We start from the raw sequence: 18,519 nt of genomic DNA on the forward strand, positions 1-18,519 counted from the left end.
GCCCCGCACAGCCCCGCACCTCACGCCTCCCCAGCCTCGTCGGTCGCCGTCGCTTCGCTCGGCGACCGACTCCCTCGCGCGTGCTCCTCGCGCCCGCTGGGCGCTCGGAGGCACGCGCCACCGCAGTTTTATTTATAATCAAACGCTCCCGTATCCGCGTCGGTCGCACCTACGCTCTCGGCAGGTCGATCTCGTCGCCGTCGGCGTACACTGTGGGGTCTCGGATGATGCCGTCGAGGTGGAGCGGCGCGTCGGTCTCGCCGCCGATGCCAGCGTCGTCGCCGATCGCGATGTGGACCGTGCCGCCCGCCTTCTCGTCTAAGAGGACCGAGCCGACCAGTTCCTCGACGCCGACGTTGGTCCCGATGCCGAGTTCGGCGAGGTTGTACGCGGCGTCGCCGACCGCCTCGGCGGCCGCCTCGACGTCGGCGCGGATCGCCTCGTCGTCTATCTCGGTCACGAACCCGTCCTCGACCTCGAAGGCGAGCGTCTGTCCCTCGTCGAGCAGGCCGTGGGGCATCATCGTCCCGTCGACGACGAAGGTCCCGGTCGCTGTCTCGGGCGCGACGAACACCTCGCCGGCGGGGAGGTTCGAGAAGTCGCCGGGCTCGCGGACCATCCCGGTGTCGGCGAGCCACTCGCGCTTGCCGATCCCGAACGTGATGTCGGTGCCTGCCGGCGCGGTGACCCTGACCTCTTCGGCGTCGGCCACCTGGTCGAGCACGTCGTCGCAGGCGGCGTCGATCGCGGCGTAGTCGGCGTCGAGGCCGGTCGTGAACACCTCCTCCGTGATCCCCGGGAGGGTCGCGCCGCGCGCGCCGGCGTCGCAGGCCGCGCCCCGGGCGCGGGTGTGGCTCAGGCTCTTCGTCGTCGGCGCGAGGAAGGCGTCGGCCTCCCGCATCGCGGCCGCGACCGGCGCCGGCGGTTCCGTCCCGTGCTGGTCCGCGGGCGGGTATCGCAGTATCGTCGCGTCGTCGGTGACCGCGCTCGCGGCCGCGTACAGCGCCTCGCCGACGGCAACGCGCTCGTCGTCGGTGACGACGACGACGGACTCGTCGGGGGCGACGTTCAGGCACTGTTCGACCGCGGTCGACGCGGCGTCGGAGAGGTCGGCGACCATGTGCGACTCTCCGCCCGGCCGGGCGTTAGGCCTTGCCATCGCTGTTTTAACCCTATTCCGTAATTGAATTATTTACGTCCGGTGTCGCTCGCCGTCGAATTAACGGATCGATTACTCGTGGGGTAGTTAATTTCGTTTTGCGTTGCTCGAAAAGATTATACCAGTCCCCGAGCGACAGGGACGTATGACACGCGTGGGCGTCAACGGCTACGGTACGATCGGCAAGCGGGTCGCGGACGCCGTCGCGGCCCAGCCCGACATGGAGCTCGTCGGCGTGACGAAGGCGTCGCCGGACTACGGCGTCGAGGCCGCGGCTCGCCGGGGCTACGACCTGTACGCGGCGGTCGAGGACCGCACCGACGAGTTCGCGGCCGCGGGGGTAGAGCTCGCGGGCGCCCTCGGCGACCTGCTCGACGCGGTCGACGTGATCGTCGACTGCGCCCCGTCCGGCGTCGGCGAGCGCAACGCACCGGTCTACGAGGCCCACGACACGCCGGCGATCTTTCAGGGCGGGGAGGACGCCGCCGTCGCCGATGCCTCGTTCAACGCGCGCGCCCGGTTCGAGGCGGCCCAGGGTGCCGACTCCGTCCGCGTCGTCTCGTGTAACACGACCGCACTCTCCCGGCTGCTCGCCCCCCTCGACGAGGCGTACGGCGTCGAGAAGGCGCGCGTCACGCTCGTGCGCCGCGGCGGCGACCCGAACGAGACCGACCGCGGCCCGATAAACGACATCGTCCCCGACCCGGCGACGGTCCCCTCCCACCACGGCCCGGACGTCAACGAGATCCTCCCCGACATCACGGTCGACACCGCGGCGCTGAAGGCCCCCGTGACGGCGATGCACACACACAGCGTCAACGTCACCCTGGAGACCGAGCCGGACCCGGCGGCCGTCCGCGACCTGCTCGCCGACGAGAGCCGGATCTTCCTCGTCCCGGAAGCCGCCGGTATCGACGGTGCGGGCGCACTCAAGGAGTACGCGGCCGACGCGGGGCGCTCCCGCGGCGACCTCTGGGAGAACTGCGTCTGGGAGGAGTCGATAAGCGTCACGGGCCGAGACCTCTACCTCTTCCAGAACGTCCACCAAGAGGCGGACGTCGTCCCCGAGAACGTCGACGCGATCCGCGCGATGACGACCGACGCCGATCCGGCGGAGTCGATAGCGCGCACGAACGAGACGCTCGGCGTCGGCCTCGACAGCCGGCTCGCCGACGGCGACCTCACTCGCGCGGAACTGCCGGCAGACGACTGACGACCTCGCCGCCGCCGTCGTTCCGAACCGTTCTACCGTCCGTCGACGGCGGTCACTCGCTCGGTCGCGTGACGAGGAACGTCCGTCCGCCCCGGCGTTCGAGGTGGACCTCGCTGCCGTCGACGCGGTTCGCCCGAATCCGGTCCGGGAGGCGCTCGGTTCGACAGTCGGTGACGTCCACGCGCGTCGGCGTCGCGTACCGCGGCCGGTCGACGGTGACTGCGCTCATACACGGTTCTCCGGACGGAACGCCCCTATAAGCGAGCCATCCGCGGAGTGAAAGTGAAAGTAGACGGGTCCGAGTCGCTCTCGGCCGATTCGGGTCACCGCCGTCGTCGTCCGGGTCGCCGGGCTACCGCCGGAGGCCGGTCGCCTCGTCGTCCTCGACGAACCGCACGGTGAAGTAGTCGTAGCCGCCGTAGGCGGCGTCGAGCGCGCCCATCCACCAGTTCCACCGCTCGACCAGCGAGGAGTCGTCCGGGGCGTCCTCCAGGTGACCGATCACCCCCGTCACGGTCAGTCCGTGGCCGCGGTCCTCGGAGGGGCGGCCGGAGTCGACGAGGTCGCGGGCCGCCCGCGAGACCGCGCGCCGCTCGGCCTCGGTCCCGCCGAACTCGGCTTCGAGCGCGCGTTCGAGGCGCTGTCTGTCCATGGACGTGCTAGGCGCCGCGGGTATATGAGTCGCGTGATAGGGGGTGTCACATCCGGTGTCGCCGACGCGGCCCGGGCGTTCTGTTCTCCCCGCCGGGCGCGCGACCGACTCACAGCCGCGCGGCGAGCGCCAGAAAGAGGAACGAAAACGGCGCCGAGAGCAGCGCCAGCGCCAGTCCGCCCGCCCCCTCGCCGGCCGCGACGGCCATCAGCAGCCCGACGACAAGCGAGGACGACCCGAGCACGGCGAGGGTGAGCCGCTCCGGGACGCTCGCGCGGTCCGGCCCGTCGCTCTCGGCGAGCACCGCGTCGAGCGTCGATTCGACCTCGTCGGCGCGGTCGTTCGGGACGAACAGCCACGGCGTCGACCGGTACCACGCGTTGCCGCGGTAGGCGAGCAGGAAGACGGTCGTCCACGGGAGGTCGATCCGCCGCGTCCGGACGACCGACCCGAGGTCGTCGCTGCGCGTCCGGTCGTAGAGCGGATACGTCCGCTCGACGGTCGCCGTCGCCGGATCGAGTCGAACGGTGCCGCCCTCGGACTGCGAGACCGCCGGAACGAACCAGACCAGCCAGAACAGCGGCCACAGCGACGTGAGAAAGTCGGCGGGGACGACGAGGAAGGGCACGGCCGCGGCGACCGCACCCGCGACGGTCCAGCCCGGGCGCAGCGACGCCACCCCGTCGCGCAGTCGCTCGACCGACCAGCGTCCGGCCGTCGACTGGTGATACACCGCGTACAGCGTCGGCACGAGGGCCACGAGGACCGCGGCGAGGACCACCACGCCGAGCGCGACCGTCCCGCCGTCCACGCTCGGGAGGGTACCGCTCCCGCGGACCGCGTCCGTCACCAACGCGACCCCCATGGCACCGAAGACGACGGCGACGCCACCGAGGATCGTCACCGTCGCGCCCGTCCCGAGCGACCTGAGCCGGTCGTATCGCACCGGTCCCCATTCGACGGCGCGGCTCTCGTCGTCGCGGGCCGGCCCGTCGCTCTCGACGGTCGCATCATCGACGGTCGCATCATCGACGGTCGCGTCGTCGACGGTCGCGCCGTCAACGGCGTCGCCGGCGGTCCCGCTCTCGGAGGGCATACCGGCCCGTTACCGTCGTTTCGGCATAAACGTGCGGGCGGGTCGCCGTCGCGGTGTCCGGGCCGCTACGCGCCCGACCCGTCGGCCTCCCTGTCCGCTTCGGGCGGCTCCGCGGGCTCGACGCTCCCGAGCCGGAGCGCGTTCCCGGTGACGCCGAGGCTCATCCCCATGTCGCCGACGACGACGGCCATCGCGACGCTCACGTAGCCGAGCGGAGCGCCCGCGGCGAGCAGCGCCTTCACGGCGAGCGAGGCGCCGATGTTCGTCCGGATCGTCGAACTCGCGCGCGAGGAGAGGTCCACGACGTAGGGGAGCCGCGTCAGGTCGTCGGCCATCAGCGCCACGTCCGCGGTCTCGATGGCGGTGTCGGCCCCGGCGGCGCCCATCGCGATCCCCACGTCCGCGGCCGCGAGCGCGGGGGCGTCGTTGATCCCGTCGCCGACCATCGCGACGCCGCCCTCCGTCTCGTCGCTCAGCTCGCGCACCGCGTCGACCTTCTCCTCCGGAAGCAGTTCCGCGCGCACCTCGTCGACGCCGACCGACTCGCCGATCGCCCGCGCGGTGCGCTCGTTGTCGCCCGTGAGCATCGCGACGCGGTCGATCCCGAGATCGTGGAGCCGGTCGACGACCCACGCGGCCTCCGGCCTGACCGTGTCCGCGACGGCGATGACGCCCTCCAGTTCCGTTTCGGTCCCGACGAGGACGACCGTCTTCCCCTCGCTCTGGAGCCGGGGGATCGTCTCGCTCGTCAGGTCGAGGTACTCGCCGTGGTCGCAGGACTCGGGGTCGGCGACGGCAGTCGAACCGCCGGCGGTGCTCGCCCCGCGCACCGTCCCGCCGTCAGAGCGGACGTGGGCGTGGCTCAGGTCGAAGCCGAGCTCCTCGAACAGCGAGGGCTTGCCGGCGTAGTGGGTCTCGCCGTCGAGGTCCGCGCGGACGCCCTCGCCCGCGAGCGCCTCGAAGTCGGCGACGTCGACGCCGTCGGTCGCCCCTTCGGCGCCGTCTGGCCTCCCGGCGCCGGTCTCTTCGCCCCGCGCCACGATCGCCGCCGCGACCGGGTGTTCGCTCCGGCGTTCGAGGGCGGTCGCGCACGCGAGCACGTCGTCCGCGTCGCGGCCGCCGAGGGGGACCACGTCGGTCACCGACAGCTCGCCGCGCGTGAGCGTCCCCGTCTTGTCGAGCGCGACGGTGTCGACGTCGCCCGCCGCCTCTAGGTGTTCGCCGCCCTTGATCAGGACGCCGTTGCGGGCGGCCGCCGTCACCCCGGAGACGACGCTGACGGGCGTCGAGATGACGAACGCGCACGGACACGCGACGACGAGCAGCGTGAGTCCGCGGACGAACCACGTCTCCGCGCCGCCGCCGACGAGGATCGGCCCGAGCGCCGCCGTGGCGACCGCGCCGACCACGACGATCGGGGTGTAGACGCTCGCGAAGCGGTCGACGAACCGCTCGGCGCGCGTCTCCTCGCCGTTCGCGGCCTCGACGAGCTCGACGACGCGCGCGATCGTCGACTCCTCGGCGGGGGCGGTCGCCTCGATCTCCAGATATCCCTCCTCGTTGATCGAGCCGGCGTACACCTCGTCGCCGGGCGCCTTCTCGGCGGGGACGGACTCGCCGGTGATCGGGGACTCGTCGACCGCGCCGGAGCCCTCGCGGACGACGCCGTCGAGGGGGACGCGCTCGCCGGGGCGCACCGCCAGCCGCTCGCCGGCCGCGACCGCCTCGGCGGGGACCGTCTCCTCCGCGCCGTCGCGGATCACGACCGCCTCGTCGGGCGACAGCTCCACCAGCTCGCGGAGGGACGTGCGCGCCCGGTCGATGGAGTAGCGTTCGAGCAGCTCGGCGACCGAGAACAGCACCGCGAGCGTCGCCGCCTCGAACGGGAGGTCGACGAGCAGCGCCGCGACGACGCCGACGCTCATCAGCAGGTCGATGTCGAGGCTCAGCCCGCGCAGCGAGTAGAAGCCGTTCCGGAGGATCGGCGGCCCGGCGGCCGCGACCGCGAGCAGGTACGCGACGGACGCGCCGGTGACGGCCCACGGGCCGAGGAAGCCGACGCCCTCGACAGTTGCGAACGTCGGGTCGAGGCCGGGAAGCAGCCACTCTAGGACGAGCCCGACCGCGAGGAAGACGCCGCCGACCGCGGTCGCGATCGCTCGCGGGCTCGTGAACAGGTCGTCGGCGACGCCGTCGGACTCCGCGTCGGCGACCGCGTAGCCGGCGCCCTCGACCGCGGCCGTCAGCGCCTCGACGTCGGTCCGGTCCGGGTCGTACGTGACGACGACGACGCCAGTTGTCGGTCGGGTGTCCACCGACAGGACGCCCTCGCGGTCGAGCGCGCCCTCGACCTTCCCGGCGCACGACGAGCAGTCCATCTCCGGCACCGCGAGCCGGAGCCGCGCGCCGTCGGCGTCCGCGCTCGGCCCGTCGCTAGGAGGGACAGTCGCCCCGCGGCCGGGGCCGTCCGATTCGTGTGAGTCGCTCATTGGATGCCTCTATCCGCCACACAGTTATTAATCCAACTGCCATTCTCACGGCCCGATTTATAAGATATTATTAAAAATAAACTCTAGAATACTAAAACACCCGCGAGTATTTACCCCTCGGTCGGCTACCCCGGCGCATGACTGATTGGCGCGCGGTCGGCTACGGATTCGTCGTGATGCTGATCGCCGGGCTGTTGGCGACGTTCGTCCCGGTCGTCGGTCACGTCGGCGCCGGGCTCATCGGCGGGTTCGTCGCGGGCTACGTCGCCGGCGGCGGGCTCTTCTCCGGCTTCTGGCACGGCCTGCTGGCGGGGTCGGTGAGCGGCGTCGTCGTCACGCTGCTGCTCGCCGCGTTCGGCGGGCTCGTCGGCTTGGCCGGCGGCCCGCTCGGGAGCCTGCTCGGCGGCGCCGGAGTGCTGGTCGTCGGGCTGTTCCTGACGCTCCTGTTCGCGGTCGACTCGGCGCTCGCGGGCGCGGTCGGCGGCGTTCTGGGGGAGTAAACGCGTTTTTCTGGAATGTCGGCAGTGAGAGAGTCGAAAGCGGGAGCCTTGTCACTGGCGCGCGCCTCCGAGTGGCCGCCGAAGGCGGCCGCGAGGAGCGCCGCGCGAGGGAGTCGCTCACTCGGAGCGAAGCGGAGAGTGAGCGACGAGGTTGGGGAGGTGTGAGGTGCGGTTGCTGTGCGGGGTGGGACTCAAAGGGGCAGTCGGCTCCGGGAAGACGGCCGACGTAAGCACCGCAGCGAACGGAGTGAGCGAGGAGCGCAGCGAGGCCCTCGACCGGAGCCGACTGGGGCTTTGGAGGCGTTCACCGCTGATCCACCGGCAGCAGTTTATAACTGGCCGGGTGAGGGTTTTGAGAGATCCGTCACTACGGGGGCAGCAACGTTTTATAAAAGGATGACCGGAACGACACCGGAACTGCCAACTCCGCGAGCGGCTACTTTTTAAGCGCTCTCGACGGCGTCGAGGACCGCCTGGTAGTCCGGCTCGTTCGTCGGGTCGTCGGCGACCCAGTCGTAGACGATCTCGCCGTCGTCGTCGATCACGAACACCGCCCGGTTGGCGATGCCGTGGAGGCCGAGGTCGGCGATGTCCATCTCCAGCCCGTACGCGCGGATCGCGTCGCCGGCCATGTCGCTCACGAGGTCGAACTCGATCCCGTGCTCCTCGCGGAACGCGCCCTGCGAGAACGGCGAGTCGGCGCTGATCCCGAACAGCGTCGCGCCCGCGTCCTCGAACGCGTCGGCGCGCTCCTGAAACGCGATCATCTCGTTCGTACACGGCGGCGTGAACGCGCCGGGGAAGAAGGCTAACACGACCGGCCCCTCGCCGAGCTGCTCGTCGAGGTCGAACGGCTCGTGGTCGCTCGTCCCGACCGTCGCGGTGAACGTGGGTGCGGCGTCGCCTGTGGATACCATCGCAAATTGGTACGGCCGAATCATCCAAAAGGCTTGTCGCGACCCCGTTCGGTGCCGGTATCGATGCGGCGCGTCTCGGGCCGGGCGGCCCGAGAGCGGTCGGCGATCACTCCCGGTCGAGGTACTCCTGCTGGATCGCGACGATCTCGGAGGAGTCCTCGCAGTCGGCGTACCGCCGGAGCGGCTCGTCGTTGAGTTCGAGGAACGTCTCGCCCCACGTGAACTTCGCCAAAATCCGCTCGGCGTGGTCGCGCTCGCCGAGAATGGCCAGCGCGGCCGCGAACGCCTCGACCGTCGTGAGCTTCATCGGGCGCCCGAAGTTCACCGGGTTCGCGGCGACGAGGTACGGCAGCGCTCGGTGTTCGCCGGGCAGCGAGAACATCTTCTCGCCGGCCGACTCCCACGAGCAATCGAGCGCGACCAGCGCGTTCTCGCGGGCGATGTCGGCGTCCGCGGGCGAGAGCGCCCGCTCCGCGTGGGGGTTGAGCACGACCCCGTACGGCGTCGCGCGGTCCGAGCGGTGAAGCTCGGCGAGGTCGAACCGCGCGAGCTTCCGGGCCGTACACTTGTCGGGGTCGTCGTCGCCCTCGTACCGGACGTGGAGGTCCACACCCCGGGTTCGGCGGAGTCGCCTATAAGCCGTGCGGACGGGGGGAACAAAAAAAATGGGCGGAACCGCGGTCCGCCGCCCCTCACGGGGCGCGGGTCTGCGTCACGATCCGCTCGTCGTCGTCGCTGTCGGACGGAACGCGCGTCCGCGTTTCGATCGGGTCGGGGTCGATGTCCGTCAGTTGTTCACACATCGCAAGCTCCGGTCGCGTCTCGCCGCACAAAACCGTTCGGCTGAATGACTCGTTATCTCTGTTATCACCTAATACGCGTCCGATAGTTCGAGCGTTACGTCCGACATCGGACGATCGAACTCGTCTCTCTCGGCCGATCGCGGGTAGCACTCGTCGAGCTCCGTCACACACGTCTCCCCGGATACCGTCAAGCCGGCCCGGTACCGGCGGGGTTTTTCCTCGTCGCCGCGCAGGTCGGTGTATGGAGCTGTTCGCGGTTCCGGACCTCCCGGAGATCCGGGAGGGAGACGATCTGGCGGCCATGATCGACGAGCGCGTCGACCTCCGGCCGGACGACGTGGTCGTCGTCGCCAGCACGGTCGTCTCGAAGGCGGAGGGACGCGTCTACGACCTCGACGACTTCCCGGCGAGCCCGCGTGCGAGGGAGGTCGCCGACCGGCTCGCCGAGATCGCGGGCGAAGAGAAGGACCCGCGGTTCGCGCAGGCCGTCATCGAGGAGTCCACCGAGCTGATCACCGAGGCGCCGTTCCTCCTCACCGCGACCCGCTTCGGCCACGTCGGCGTCAACGCCGGCATCGACCGCTCGAACGTCCCCGACGGCGACCTGCTGCTGCTCCCGGAGCGCCCCTCCGAGAGCGCGGCGCGCATCCGCGAGGGCGTCGCCGCCGACCGCGTCGTCGTCAGCGACACCTGCGGCCGCCCGTTCCGCCACGGCCAGCGCGGGGTCGCGATCGGATGGGCCGGGCTGCCGGCCAGCCGCGACTGGCGCGGCGAACGCGACCGCGACGGCCGCGAGATGGGCGTCACCGTCCAGAACGTGATCGACGAACTCGCGGCGGCGGCGAACCTCGTCGCGGGCGAGGGCGACGGCGGCACCCCGGTCGTCGTCGTCCGCGACTGGGCGTTCGGCGACCACGAGGGCTCGGAGAGCCACTTCCGCGAGGTCGAAGGCGACTTCGTCCGGCAGGCGCTGCGCGACTGGGAGTACCGGCCGTAACCACGACTCACACCCACAATGCTCGGCATCGAACTCACCCCCGAACACGAGCTGTCCCGCCTCGTCGACCTCGGCGTCCGCGCCGAGGAGGCCGGCTACGACGCCGTCTACTCGACGTGTCACTACAACAACCGCGACCCGTGGGCGTTCCTCGCCCGGCTCGCGGCCGCCACGGAGTCGGTCCGACTCGGTCCGGGCGTCGCGAACCCCTACGAGACCCACCCCGTGACCCTCGCCTCGAAGGTCGCCACCCTCGACGAGGCCTCCGGGGGCCGCGCCGTGTTCGGGCTCGGCCCCGGCGACCCCTCGACGCTGTCGAACCTCGGACTGGAAGACGAGCGCGGGCTCCGCCCCGTGCTGGAGGCGTTCAAGACGGCCCAGAAGCTGTGGGCCGGCGAGCGCGTCGACCGCGAGGGGACCTTCGACGCCGCGGACGCCGGGCTCAACTACGAGCCGCCGCAGGGCGCGAACATCCCCGTTCACGTCGGCGGCGAGGGACCCCATATGTGCCGGATGGCCGCGAAGCACGCGGACGGACTGCTGTACAACGGCTCGCATCCCAAAGATCTCGCGTGGGCCCGCGAGCAGGTCGACGACGGTCTCGGGGACCGCCCCGACCATCGGGGCGAGTTCGACCTCATCGCCTACGCCGCCGTCTCCGTCGCCGAGGACGCGACCGCCGCCCGGGAGGCCGCCCGCCCGCCGGTCGCCTTTATCACTGCGGGCGCGGCCCCACCGGTCCTGAAGCGCCACGGGATCGACCGGGACGCGGCGACGGAGATCGGCGAGCGCGTCTCCGCCGGCGAGTTCTCCGCCGCCTTCGAGCGCGTGACGCCGGCGATGATCGACGCGTTCTGTATGGCCGGGACCCCCGAGGCCGTCCGCGAGCGCGCTGCCGCCGTCGCCGAGCACGCCGACGGGCTCGTCGTCGGCTCGCCGCTCGGCCCGGAGTTGGAGAGCGCCGTCGACCTCGCGAGCGAGGCGGTCGACGGGCTGTTCTGAGGCGTCTCGCCGCGAGACGCCCGAACCGATCGGCGTTCGCTCTCGGTCGGCGGATTCCCGCGCCGTGACAATCGAGAATCGAGCGTGATAACGCGGGCGGGAGGTTCATAACCCGTTCTCGTCGAAGTCCGCACATGTCCACGACACGACAACGCCGCCCGGGGGGACGCGGGCGGTACGAGGCCCTCCTGTGGCGGACGATGGACGGGCTCGGCGTCTCGGAGTCGATAGAGCGCAAGGTCGTCACGGCGGTCGGCATCCAGTTCCTCGTCACCGTCGGCATCTTCCTCACGCAGTTCCTCGTCTCGGGCACCGTCGCGTACGTCGTCTCCGGCGCCCTGTTCCTCGGCGCCATCGTCGCCATCTACAACACGCTGCTCATCGTCCGGCGCGACTTCGTCGCCCCGATACGGGCGCTGGAGCGCGAGGCGGAGGCGATCGCCGCCGGTGAGATAGACGGGGTGAACGGCGTCGACGCGGCCGACCGGTCGGAGCAGGAGGCCCCGGACGCCCTCGATCCGACCCAGCCGGACGAGGTCGGGAGTCTCGTCGGCGCGTTCGGCGAGGTCCACGGCTACCTCACCACCGTCTCCGCGCAGGCGGAGGCGCTCGCGGCGCAGGAGTTCGACGACCCGGCGCTCGACGAGGAGGTCCCCGGCTCCTTCGGCGAGTCGCTCGACGAGATGGCCGAGAACCTCGCCGCCTACACGGCCGAGCTGGAGGCGCTCGTCGACGCCTTCGGCGACGCCGCGGCGCGCGCGCAGGACGGCGACCTCACGGCGACCATCGACGCGGACGCGCTGGCGACTGACGAGGACCGGTACGCCGAGCTCGTCGACAACTACAACCGGCTCGTGGCGACGCTCGGCGAGACGCTCGCGGACGTCGGCGCGTTCACCGCAGACGTGGCCGGCACCGCGGACGACGTGCGCGCGAGCATGGACGAGGTCGACGACGCGAGCGGCGAGGTCGCCGGCTCGGTCCAAGAGATCTCCGACGGCGCGGCCGCGCAGACCGACGAGCTGGAGGCGATCGCCGGCGAGATGAACACGCTGTCGGCGACCGTCGAGGAGATCGCGGCGAGCGCGGACGACGCGGCCGAGACCGCCCGCGACGCGGCCGAGCGCGGCCGGTCCGGTCGCGAGGAGGCCGCCGAGGCGATCGCGGAGCTAGAGGCGCTGGAGACGAGAATCGGCGAGACGGCGGCCGCGGTCACCGACCTCGCGGAGCGGGTCGGCGAGATCGACGAGATCGCGGCCGTGATCGACGAGATCGCGGAGGAGACGAACCTGCTCGCGCTGAACGCCTCCATCGAGGCCGCTCGCGCCGACGGCTCGGGTGACGGGTTCGCGGTCGTCGCCGACGAGGTGAAGTCGCTCGCGGAGGAGACCCGCGAGTCGGCGGCGGAGATCTCGGGGCGCATCGAGGCGGTCCAAGAGGCCTCGGCGGAGACCGCCGCCGACGCCGAGGCGATGGAGACACAGGTCGCCGAGGGCGTCGAGACGATCGAGTCGACGCTGCGGGAGTTCGAGGGGGTCGTCGAGGACGTGACGACGGTCGACGAGACCGTCCAGGAGATCAGCGACGCGACCGACGACCAGGCGCGCACGACGCAGGAGGTCGTCGACATGGTCGACGGAGTCGCGTCCGTGAGCGGACAGACGGCGACCGAGGCCGAGACCGTCGCGGCCGCGGCCGAGGAACAGACCGCGACCGTCTCCGAGGTGACGAGACAGGTTCACACCCTCTCGGACCAGTCCGACGAGCTGCTCGCGCGGCTGAACGAGTTCGAGGTGCCGGACGGGGCGGACGACGCCGCGAGTACCCCCCGCGGTCCGGGGAACGGCCCGGAGCAGCGGTCGGTGGCCGACGACGACTGAAAATCCGGGCCGTCGACCCCCCTCTCCGCGTTACTCCGACCGACCGCGACCGCCGAGCGACGGGAGCGTCACGCCGATCTCGCCGAGCAGCGCGCCGACCGCGCCGTACCCCAGCACGGCGACGGCGCTGATGAGTAGCACCTGTCCGACGACGACGAGCAGCGCGGACAGCGGATCGCCCGCGCCGAGGATCAGGTCGTTCAGGAAGATATCGACGAATCGGCCGACGTCGCCGACCAGTCGGGAGACGAAGTCGATGAGCGCGATCATGGACGGCGTTTGGACCGGGGGGTACTTGGGTGTTGAGTTCGCGGCGGGACCTCGACGGTCGCGCGACTACGCGTCCGAACCCGACGTCGTCGGCTCCGCCCCCGCCGCCGTCGACTCCGCCTCGTCGGCGCGCGCGTACCGGAGCGCCCAGCCGATCAGGACGCCCTGAAACGGCAGTCGGATCAACGCCGCGAGCCGCGCCGGCCCGACGAGTCGGTCGGGGACGAGGTCGTTCAGCGTGTCGCTCCGGGCGAGGTGGACGTTCGCCGGGAACACCGCGACGAGGAGCGCGACGATCCCCCACGCCGAGGCGCGTCGCGTCCGCGGGATCGCGACGCCGATCCCGAGGACGATTTCGGCGATTCCGGAGAGGTAGACGAGGCCGACAGGGTTGGGAAACGCGGGCGGGATCGCCTCGGCGAAGCGCTTCGGGATCAGGAAGTGCGCGATCCCGGCGACGACGTACGTCGCGCCCATCAGCGGCGCGAGCGATCGGCCGGTCCCCGTTCGGTCGGTCTCCGCTCGGTCGATCCCCGTTCGATCGGGCTCCGATCGGTCACTCTCCGTCATATCCAGTCACACGGACGGGAGGGGTATCAGTCCTCGGCGCGGCGCTCGGCCCGGGTTCCGGGAACCGAACGCCTTAGGGACGACCGAACCCAACCAAGGCGTAATGAACACGTTGTTCTGGGTGCTGACGGGGGTCCTCGCCTACTCCGCGGTCGCGATGTGGCTGCGGAACGAGGGGATCCTCCCGGACGCGTTCAGGGTCTCCGGGCCTGTGTTGACCCTCCGGACGCTCCGCGGGCGCGCCTTCCTCGGCCGACTCGCGGCGCCGAAGCGGTTCTGGCGCGCGGTCGCCAACCTCGGGCTCGGCGGGGCGTTGGTGGCGATGGTGGCGTCGTTCGCGCTCATCCTCTCGTCGGCGATGTCGGCGTTCACGAACGCGCAGCCCTCCGCGATCCAGCAGCCGCAGAACTTCCTCATCATCCCGGGTGTCAACGACTTCCTCCCGCTGTCGGTCGCCCCCGAGATCGTCGCCGGGCTCGCGGTGGCGATGGTGGTCCACGAGGGCGCGCACGGCCTCCTCTGCCGGGTCGAGGACATCGACATCGAGTCGATGGGGCTCGTCTTCTTCGCGCTGCTCCCGGTCGGCGCGTTCGTCGAGCCGGACGAGGAGGCGACCCAAGCGGCCTCCCGCGGCGCCCGCGCCCGGATGTTCGCGGCCGGCGTCACGGCGAACACGGTGCTGACGATCGTCGTCTTCGCGCTCCTCTTCGGCCCCGTCGTCGGCGCCATCTCGCCCGCCGCGGGCTACGCGGTCGGCGAGGTGAACCCCGGCTCCCCGGCGGCCGCGGCCGACATCTCGCAGGGCGACCGGATCGTGGAGGTGGCCGGGACGCCGATCGAGACCGCCGGCGAGTTCGAGTCGGCGATCGCCGACGCCGGGGGCTCGGTCGCGCTCACCGTCGACGACGGCGACGCGCGGGAGACGATGACGGTCGACCGCGAGCTACAGGTGATCGGCTCCGCCGGCGGCAACCCCCTCGGGGTGACGATCGGGGAGCGGCCGGTGACGGTCGCCGCCGTGAACGGCGAGCCCGTCGCGACCGAGTCAGACTTCTTCGACGCGGTCGGCGGCGACGAGCGCGCGACGCTGACGGTGACGGGCAACGCGAGCGTCATCGACCAGGTCCGCGACGCACCAGGCGCCGAGAACGCCTCGGGCGTCGAGACGGCGGACGGCGAAGTGGCGGTCACCGTCCCCGACGTGCCGGTCGGTGCGTACGTCGTCGGCGTTCAGGAAGACGGCCCGATACACGCCGAGGGCGCCGCCCTCGGCGAGCCGCTGACGATCGTCTCGGTCGACGGCGAGCGCGTCGTCGACAACGGGGCGCTCTCGGCGGTCCTCGGCGATCGCGACCCGGGCGAGACCGTCCCCGTCACCGTCTACGACGCGGACGGCGAGCGCACCACCTACGACGTGGAGCTCGACCCCCACCCGAACCGCGACGGCGGGTTCATCGGCGTCAGCGTCTTCCCCGGGACGAGCGGGCTCGCGCTCGACGACGTCGGTATCACCGAGTACCCCGCGGGCGCGTACCTCGAACTCCTCGGCGGCGACGGCGGCGAGGCGACGGGCGACGGGACCCCGTTCGGCGGCGTCACCGAGTCGCCGCTCGGGCTCGTCTTCGTCGCGCTCATCCTCCCGCTCGGCAGCCTGTTCGGGCTCCCGTTCAACTTCGCGGGGTTCACCGGCGGCCTGACCAACTTCTTCGTCGTCGAGGGGCCGCTGGCGGCGCTCGGCGGCGGCGTCTTCCTGCTGGCGAACCTCCTCTTCTGGTCGGGGTGGATCAACATCCAGCTGGCGCTTTTCAACTGCCTCCCGGCGTTCCCGCTCGACGGCGGCCGCATCCTCCGGATGGTCGCCGAGGCGGTCATCAGCCGGGTCCCGATCAGCGACAGACACGCCGCGGTGCGGACGATCACGGTGTCGTCCGGGCTGGTGATGCTGGCCGGCCTGATCGCGATGATCTTCGGCAACCAGATCCTCACCGCGCTCGGGCTGATCTGAGGGAAACGCGTTTCCCCGGCGGACGCGACGGCTCCGTATGACGCACTCGCGGACGGTCGAGCTGGAGGGCCACATCATCGACAGCGGCACGATGCAGCGCTGCTTCGGCGCGGTGATGGATCTTGGAGGTTCGTTCGACGTCGAGCGGTTCGACGTCGGGAAACACGAGACCGAGGAGTCGTACTGCCGGCTGACCGTCACCGCCGACGACCCCGAGACGCTCCGGGCGATCCTCCACGAGCTCCACCAGAACGGCGCGGTGTTGGAGAGCCCGTCAGAAGTGGAACTCGTCGCGGCGCCCGCGGACAGGGTGGTGCCGCCGAACTTCTACTCGACGACGAACCATCCGACCGAGGTGTTGTACGACGGCGAGTGGATCGACGTCGAGCGGATCGAGATGGACTGCGCGCTGGTGGTGGAGCCCGACGGCGGCGAGGGCGACGACGGGCCCCGCGCCTACACCAAGACCCTCAACGCCGTCGAGGAGGGCGACCTGATCGCCACCGATCAGTCCGGTATTCGGGTGAACCCGCCCGAGCGCCCGCGGAGCGGCGGCGGCGCGTTCGGGTTCATGCAGGGCGGCGTCTCCGCCGAGCGCCCCTCCGAGTCGACGATCCGCGAGGTCGCCGACGAGCTGCGCGCGGTGAAGGCGGACGGCGGCGACGTGATGGTCGTCGCCGGGCCGGCCGTGATCCACTCGGGCGCCGGCGACGCGCTCGCCGAGCTGGTCGCCGCGGGCTACGTCGACGCGCTCTCGGCGGGCAACGGGTTCGCCACGCACGACCTGGAGCGCTCCATCTACGGCACGTCGCTCGGGATGAACGTGGAGACGCTCGAACACCCGCGGAAGGGGCACAAACACCACATCTGGACGATCTCGGAGATCATCCGCGCGGGCGGGATCGAGGCCGCTGTCGAGGAGGGGGACCGTCACGGAGGGAGTGATGTACGAGTGCGTCGAAAACGACGTGAACACCGTCCTCGCGGGGTCGATCCGCGACGACGGCCCGCTCCCGGACACGATCACCGACGCGGTGGAAGCGCAGGACGCGATCCGCGAGCAGGCCCACGACGCGGACATCGTCCTCATGCTCGCCACGCTGCTCCACTCGGTCGCCGTCGGGAACTGCCTCCCCTCGACGACGAAGACGGTCTGCGTCGACATCAACCCCGCAACCGTCACGCAGCTGCTCGACCGCGGCTCGGCGCAGGCGGTCGGGATGGTCACCGACATCGGAACCTTCGTGCCGACGCTCGCGGAGTTCGTGGTAGAGGACGATTCATGACAGTCGACATCCGACCATACGACCGCGAGCGCGACGCGGACGGCCTGTACGACCTGAAGCTCGCCTTCGAGCGCGGCCTCGGCGAGAACACCGGGGGCGACGGGAAGGCGGCGACCTACGAGGGGAAACTCACCGACGCGTACCGAGAGCGCTGGCTCGACTGGGTGGACCGGTGCGTCGCCGACGATCCGCGGTGCGTGACCGTCGCGGTCGGGGAGACCGAAGGCTCCGAGAGCGAGGTTGTCGGCTACGTCTTCGTCCTCCCCGAGCGCACCGCGATGATCTGGGACGCGGCGGTGCTGAACGAACTGTACGTCGCGCCCAAGCATCGGGGGACCGGCGTCGCCGACGACCTGATGGACGCGGCGCTCTCGCTCGCGGCCGACCAGGACCTCCCGATCGACCGACTGGTGTTGGACGTCGACGCCGAGAACGAGCGCGCGAGGGCGTTCTACGATCGCCACGGCTTCGCGCCGTGGGGCGAGATGGTGGCGCGGACGCTGGACGACGCCTGAACCGGCTGTCGCCCGCGAACCGGTCCGACGAGCCGGCCCCAGGAAGCCGTCCCGCGAACCGGTCCGACGAACCGCCCCCAACAGGCCCGACTCCCGAAGCTACAAGCCCGTTCGACCGCTCTCGACGGCCGTGATACAGATCGGGATCGTCGGCTGCGGCGTCATCGGGAACCGACTCGCGGCCGCGATAGACGACCACGAGCGGTACGAGCTGGCGGCCGCCTGCGACCTCGACGCGGACCGCGCCGCCTCGCTCGCGGCCGACCACGGCACCGAGCGCACCGCGACGACGACGGACCACACGGACCTCGTCGAGACCGACGGCCTCGACGCCGTCTACGTCGGCGTGCCCCCGCTCGCGCACCGCGAGGTGGTCGCCGACGCGCTCGCCGCCGACAAGCACGTGATCTGCGAGAAGCCCATCGCGGCGGACGCGGCCACCGGACGCGAGCTCGTCGCGCTCGCCGAGGGGACGGACCGCGTCACCGCGGTGAACCTCCCGTTCCGCTACACGCCCGGGTTCGTCCGGCTGCGGGAGGCGGTCGCCGCGGGCGAGATCGGCGAGCCGCGCCGGGTCGAGCTCCAGTTCCGGTTCCCGCAGTGGCCCCGCGAGTGGCAGGACGTAGCGTGGCTGGAGTCGCGCGAGCAGGGCGGCCCGCTCCGCGAGGTCGGGACCCACTTCCTGTTCGGGGTTCAGGAGCTGTTCGGCCCGGTCGAGGCCGTCTCGGCCGACGTCGGGTACTCCGGACCCGAGACCTACGAGGACGACGTCGTCGGCAGCTTCCGGGCCGACGGCGTCCGCGGCACGGTCGACCTGCTCTGCGACCACGAGGGCGAGGAGGAGAACAGCATCACCGTCGTCGGCGACGAGGCGTCGCTGTCGCTGACCCACTGGTACCGGCTCGTTCGGAACCGCGGTCGCGAGGACGCGGAGACCCTCGTCGACGAGCGCGGCGACACCGTGCGCGCGCTCCTGACCGAGTTCGCGGACGCGGTCGAGGGAGACGACGGCGACCTCGTCTCGTTCGCGGAAGCCGCGCGAGTCCAAGAAATCCTCGACGCGATCCACGCGTCCGACGGCGACCGCGTCCGGCCCGGAAGCGACGCCGACTGGGAGTGACCCGCTCGCGGAGTCGCGATCCGGGAACCGCCGACAGGAATTATG

At 71.3% G+C, this 18,519-nt stretch carries 16 protein-coding genes and 2 pseudogenes; 9 read left to right on the plus strand and 9 right to left on the minus strand.

Features of this window, described 5'->3' with window-relative positions; all coding sequences use genetic code 11:
* Window positions 1-169: 169 nt before the first annotated feature.
* On the minus strand, window positions 170-1,120 hold the full coding sequence (locus tag EXE46_RS05280; RefSeq protein ID WP_137687549.1) for an aminopeptidase: 951 nt from the start codon (window positions 1,118-1,120) through the stop codon (window positions 170-172).
* Window positions 1,121-1,304: 184 nt separating this feature from the next.
* Here EXE46_RS05280 and EXE46_RS05285 point away from each other — a divergent pair, with 184 nt between their 5' ends.
* On the plus strand, window positions 1,305-2,372 hold the full coding sequence (locus EXE46_RS05285; RefSeq protein ID WP_137687444.1) for a type II glyceraldehyde-3-phosphate dehydrogenase: 1,068 nt from the start codon (window positions 1,305-1,307) through the stop codon (window positions 2,370-2,372).
* Between the two features lie 52 nt (window positions 2,373-2,424).
* Here the strand turns inward: EXE46_RS05285 and EXE46_RS17030 are convergent, their stop codons facing one another.
* The 4 genes from EXE46_RS17030 to EXE46_RS05300 form a co-directional block, all read right to left on the minus strand.
* Window positions 2,425-2,601 carry a hypothetical protein gene (locus EXE46_RS17030; RefSeq protein WP_199234110.1) on the minus strand — a complete coding sequence of 59 codons (177 nt, stop codon included), beginning with the start codon at window positions 2,599-2,601 and terminating at the stop codon, window positions 2,425-2,427.
* Window positions 2,602-2,724: 123 nt separating this feature from the next.
* Window positions 2,725-3,024 (minus strand): hypothetical protein, encoded by a 300-nt coding sequence (locus EXE46_RS05290; protein WP_137687445.1) that lies wholly within the window; start codon window positions 3,022-3,024, stop codon window positions 2,725-2,727.
* 109 nt (window positions 3,025-3,133) lie between these two features.
* Entirely contained in the window at window positions 3,134-4,120 is a 987-nt protein-coding gene (locus EXE46_RS05295) for a hypothetical protein (RefSeq protein WP_137687446.1), read from the minus strand.
* A 65-nt stretch (window positions 4,121-4,185) separates the two neighbouring features.
* Window positions 4,186-6,609 carry a cation-translocating P-type ATPase gene (locus tag EXE46_RS05300; RefSeq protein WP_137687447.1) on the minus strand — a complete coding sequence of 808 codons (2,424 nt, stop codon included), beginning with the start codon at window positions 6,607-6,609 and terminating at the stop codon, window positions 4,186-4,188.
* 137 nt (window positions 6,610-6,746) lie between these two features.
* Between EXE46_RS05300 and EXE46_RS05305 the strand changes: the two genes are divergently transcribed.
* A complete protein-coding gene (locus EXE46_RS05305; RefSeq protein ID WP_137687448.1) occupies window positions 6,747-7,109 on the plus strand; it encodes a DUF5518 domain-containing protein in 363 nt (120 codons plus the stop codon).
* Window positions 7,110-7,552: 443 nt separating this feature from the next.
* Here EXE46_RS05305 and EXE46_RS05310 read toward each other — a convergent pair whose 3' ends face one another.
* Window positions 7,553-8,026 (minus strand): redoxin domain-containing protein, encoded by a 474-nt coding sequence (locus EXE46_RS05310; RefSeq protein WP_137687449.1) that lies wholly within the window; start codon window positions 8,024-8,026, stop codon window positions 7,553-7,555.
* A 106-nt stretch (window positions 8,027-8,132) separates the two neighbouring features.
* Entirely contained in the window at window positions 8,133-8,636 is a 504-nt protein-coding gene (locus EXE46_RS05315; protein WP_137687450.1) for a DUF367 family protein, read from the minus strand.
* A 434-nt stretch (window positions 8,637-9,070) separates the two neighbouring features.
* Here EXE46_RS05315 and EXE46_RS05320 point away from each other — a divergent pair, with 434 nt between their 5' ends.
* The 3 genes from EXE46_RS05320 (at window position 9,071) to EXE46_RS05330 (ending at window position 12,708) form a co-directional block, all read left to right on the plus strand.
* A complete protein-coding gene (locus EXE46_RS05320) occupies window positions 9,071-9,826 on the plus strand; it encodes a coenzyme F420-0:L-glutamate ligase (RefSeq protein WP_137687451.1) in 756 nt (251 codons plus the stop codon).
* 18 nt (window positions 9,827-9,844) lie between these two features.
* Window positions 9,845-10,828 (plus strand): 5,10-methylenetetrahydromethanopterin reductase, encoded by a 984-nt coding sequence (locus tag EXE46_RS05325; protein ID WP_137687452.1) that lies wholly within the window; start codon window positions 9,845-9,847, stop codon window positions 10,826-10,828.
* Window positions 10,829-11,028: 200 nt separating this feature from the next.
* Window positions 11,029-12,708 (plus strand): methyl-accepting chemotaxis protein, encoded by a 1,680-nt coding sequence (locus tag EXE46_RS05330; RefSeq protein WP_137687550.1) that lies wholly within the window; start codon window positions 11,029-11,031, stop codon window positions 12,706-12,708.
* 30 nt (window positions 12,709-12,738) lie between these two features.
* On the opposite strand, the gene EXE46_RS05335 is transcribed toward EXE46_RS05330, so the two are convergent.
* A complete protein-coding gene (locus tag EXE46_RS05335) occupies window positions 12,739-12,978 on the minus strand; it encodes a hypothetical protein (RefSeq protein ID WP_137687453.1) in 240 nt (79 codons plus the stop codon).
* Window positions 12,979-13,044: 66 nt separating this feature from the next.
* Window positions 13,045-13,548 carry a DoxX family membrane protein gene (locus tag EXE46_RS05340; protein ID WP_137687454.1) on the minus strand — a complete coding sequence of 168 codons (504 nt, stop codon included), beginning with the start codon at window positions 13,546-13,548 and terminating at the stop codon, window positions 13,045-13,047.
* A gap of 103 nt (window positions 13,549-13,651) precedes the next feature.
* Between EXE46_RS05340 and EXE46_RS05345 the strand changes: the two genes are divergently transcribed.
* From EXE46_RS05345 to EXE46_RS05360, 4 genes and pseudogenes are all read left to right on the plus strand, one after another.
* Window positions 13,652-15,553: a site-2 protease family protein gene (locus EXE46_RS05345; protein WP_137687455.1), complete on the plus strand. Its 1,902-nt coding sequence runs from the start codon at window positions 13,652-13,654 to the stop codon at window positions 15,551-15,553.
* 37 nt (window positions 15,554-15,590) lie between these two features.
* A pseudogene (locus EXE46_RS05350) lies at window positions 15,591-16,839 on the plus strand (TIGR00300 family protein).
* Between the two features lie 146 nt (window positions 16,840-16,985).
* Window positions 16,986-17,354 (plus strand): annotated as a pseudogene (locus EXE46_RS05355) (GNAT family N-acetyltransferase); the annotation flags it as partial.
* Window positions 17,355-17,484: 130 nt separating this feature from the next.
* Window positions 17,485-18,474 (plus strand): Gfo/Idh/MocA family protein, encoded by a 990-nt coding sequence (locus tag EXE46_RS05360; protein WP_137687457.1) that lies wholly within the window; start codon window positions 17,485-17,487, stop codon window positions 18,472-18,474.
* The last annotated feature ends 45 nt before the right edge of the window (window positions 18,475-18,519 follow it).

It is taken from the genome of Halorubrum sp. GN11_10-6_MGM (assembly GCF_005435165.1).
GTDB lineage: Archaea > Halobacteriota > Halobacteria > Halobacteriales > Haloferacaceae > Halorubrum.

What these genes read in the sequence shown, in the direction of transcription:
- EXE46_RS05280 (WP_137687549.1), bottom strand. Translation starts at nt 1,120, where the DNA reads ATGGTCGCCGACCTCTCCGACGCCGCGTCGACCGCGGTCGAACAGTGC.
- EXE46_RS05285 (WP_137687444.1), top strand. Translation starts at nt 1,305, where the DNA reads ATGACACGCGTGGGCGTCAACGGCTACGGTACGATCGGCAAGCGGGTC.
- EXE46_RS17030 (WP_199234110.1), bottom strand. Translation starts at nt 2,601, where the DNA reads ATGAGCGCAGTCACCGTCGACCGGCCGCGGTACGCGACGCCGACGCGC.
- EXE46_RS05290 (WP_137687445.1), bottom strand. Translation starts at nt 3,024, where the DNA reads ATGGACAGACAGCGCCTCGAACGCGCGCTCGAAGCCGAGTTCGGCGGG.
- EXE46_RS05295 (WP_137687446.1), bottom strand. Translation starts at nt 4,120, where the DNA reads ATGCCCTCCGAGAGCGGGACCGCCGGCGACGCCGTTGACGGCGCGACC.
- EXE46_RS05300 (WP_137687447.1), bottom strand. Translation starts at nt 6,609, where the DNA reads ATGAGCGACTCACACGAATCGGACGGCCCCGGCCGCGGGGCGACTGTC.
- EXE46_RS05305 (WP_137687448.1), top strand. Translation starts at nt 6,747, where the DNA reads ATGACTGATTGGCGCGCGGTCGGCTACGGATTCGTCGTGATGCTGATC.
- EXE46_RS05310 (WP_137687449.1), bottom strand. Translation starts at nt 8,026, where the DNA reads ATGGTATCCACAGGCGACGCCGCACCCACGTTCACCGCGACGGTCGGG.
- EXE46_RS05320 (WP_137687451.1), top strand. Translation starts at nt 9,071, where the DNA reads ATGGAGCTGTTCGCGGTTCCGGACCTCCCGGAGATCCGGGAGGGAGAC.
- EXE46_RS05325 (WP_137687452.1), top strand. Translation starts at nt 9,845, where the DNA reads ATGCTCGGCATCGAACTCACCCCCGAACACGAGCTGTCCCGCCTCGTC.
- EXE46_RS05330 (WP_137687550.1), top strand. Translation starts at nt 11,029, where the DNA reads ATGGACGGGCTCGGCGTCTCGGAGTCGATAGAGCGCAAGGTCGTCACG.
- EXE46_RS05335 (WP_137687453.1), bottom strand. Translation starts at nt 12,978, where the DNA reads ATGATCGCGCTCATCGACTTCGTCTCCCGACTGGTCGGCGACGTCGGC.
- EXE46_RS05340 (WP_137687454.1), bottom strand. Translation starts at nt 13,548, where the DNA reads ATGACGGAGAGTGACCGATCGGAGCCCGATCGAACGGGGATCGACCGA.
- EXE46_RS05345 (WP_137687455.1), top strand. Translation starts at nt 13,652, where the DNA reads ATGAACACGTTGTTCTGGGTGCTGACGGGGGTCCTCGCCTACTCCGCG.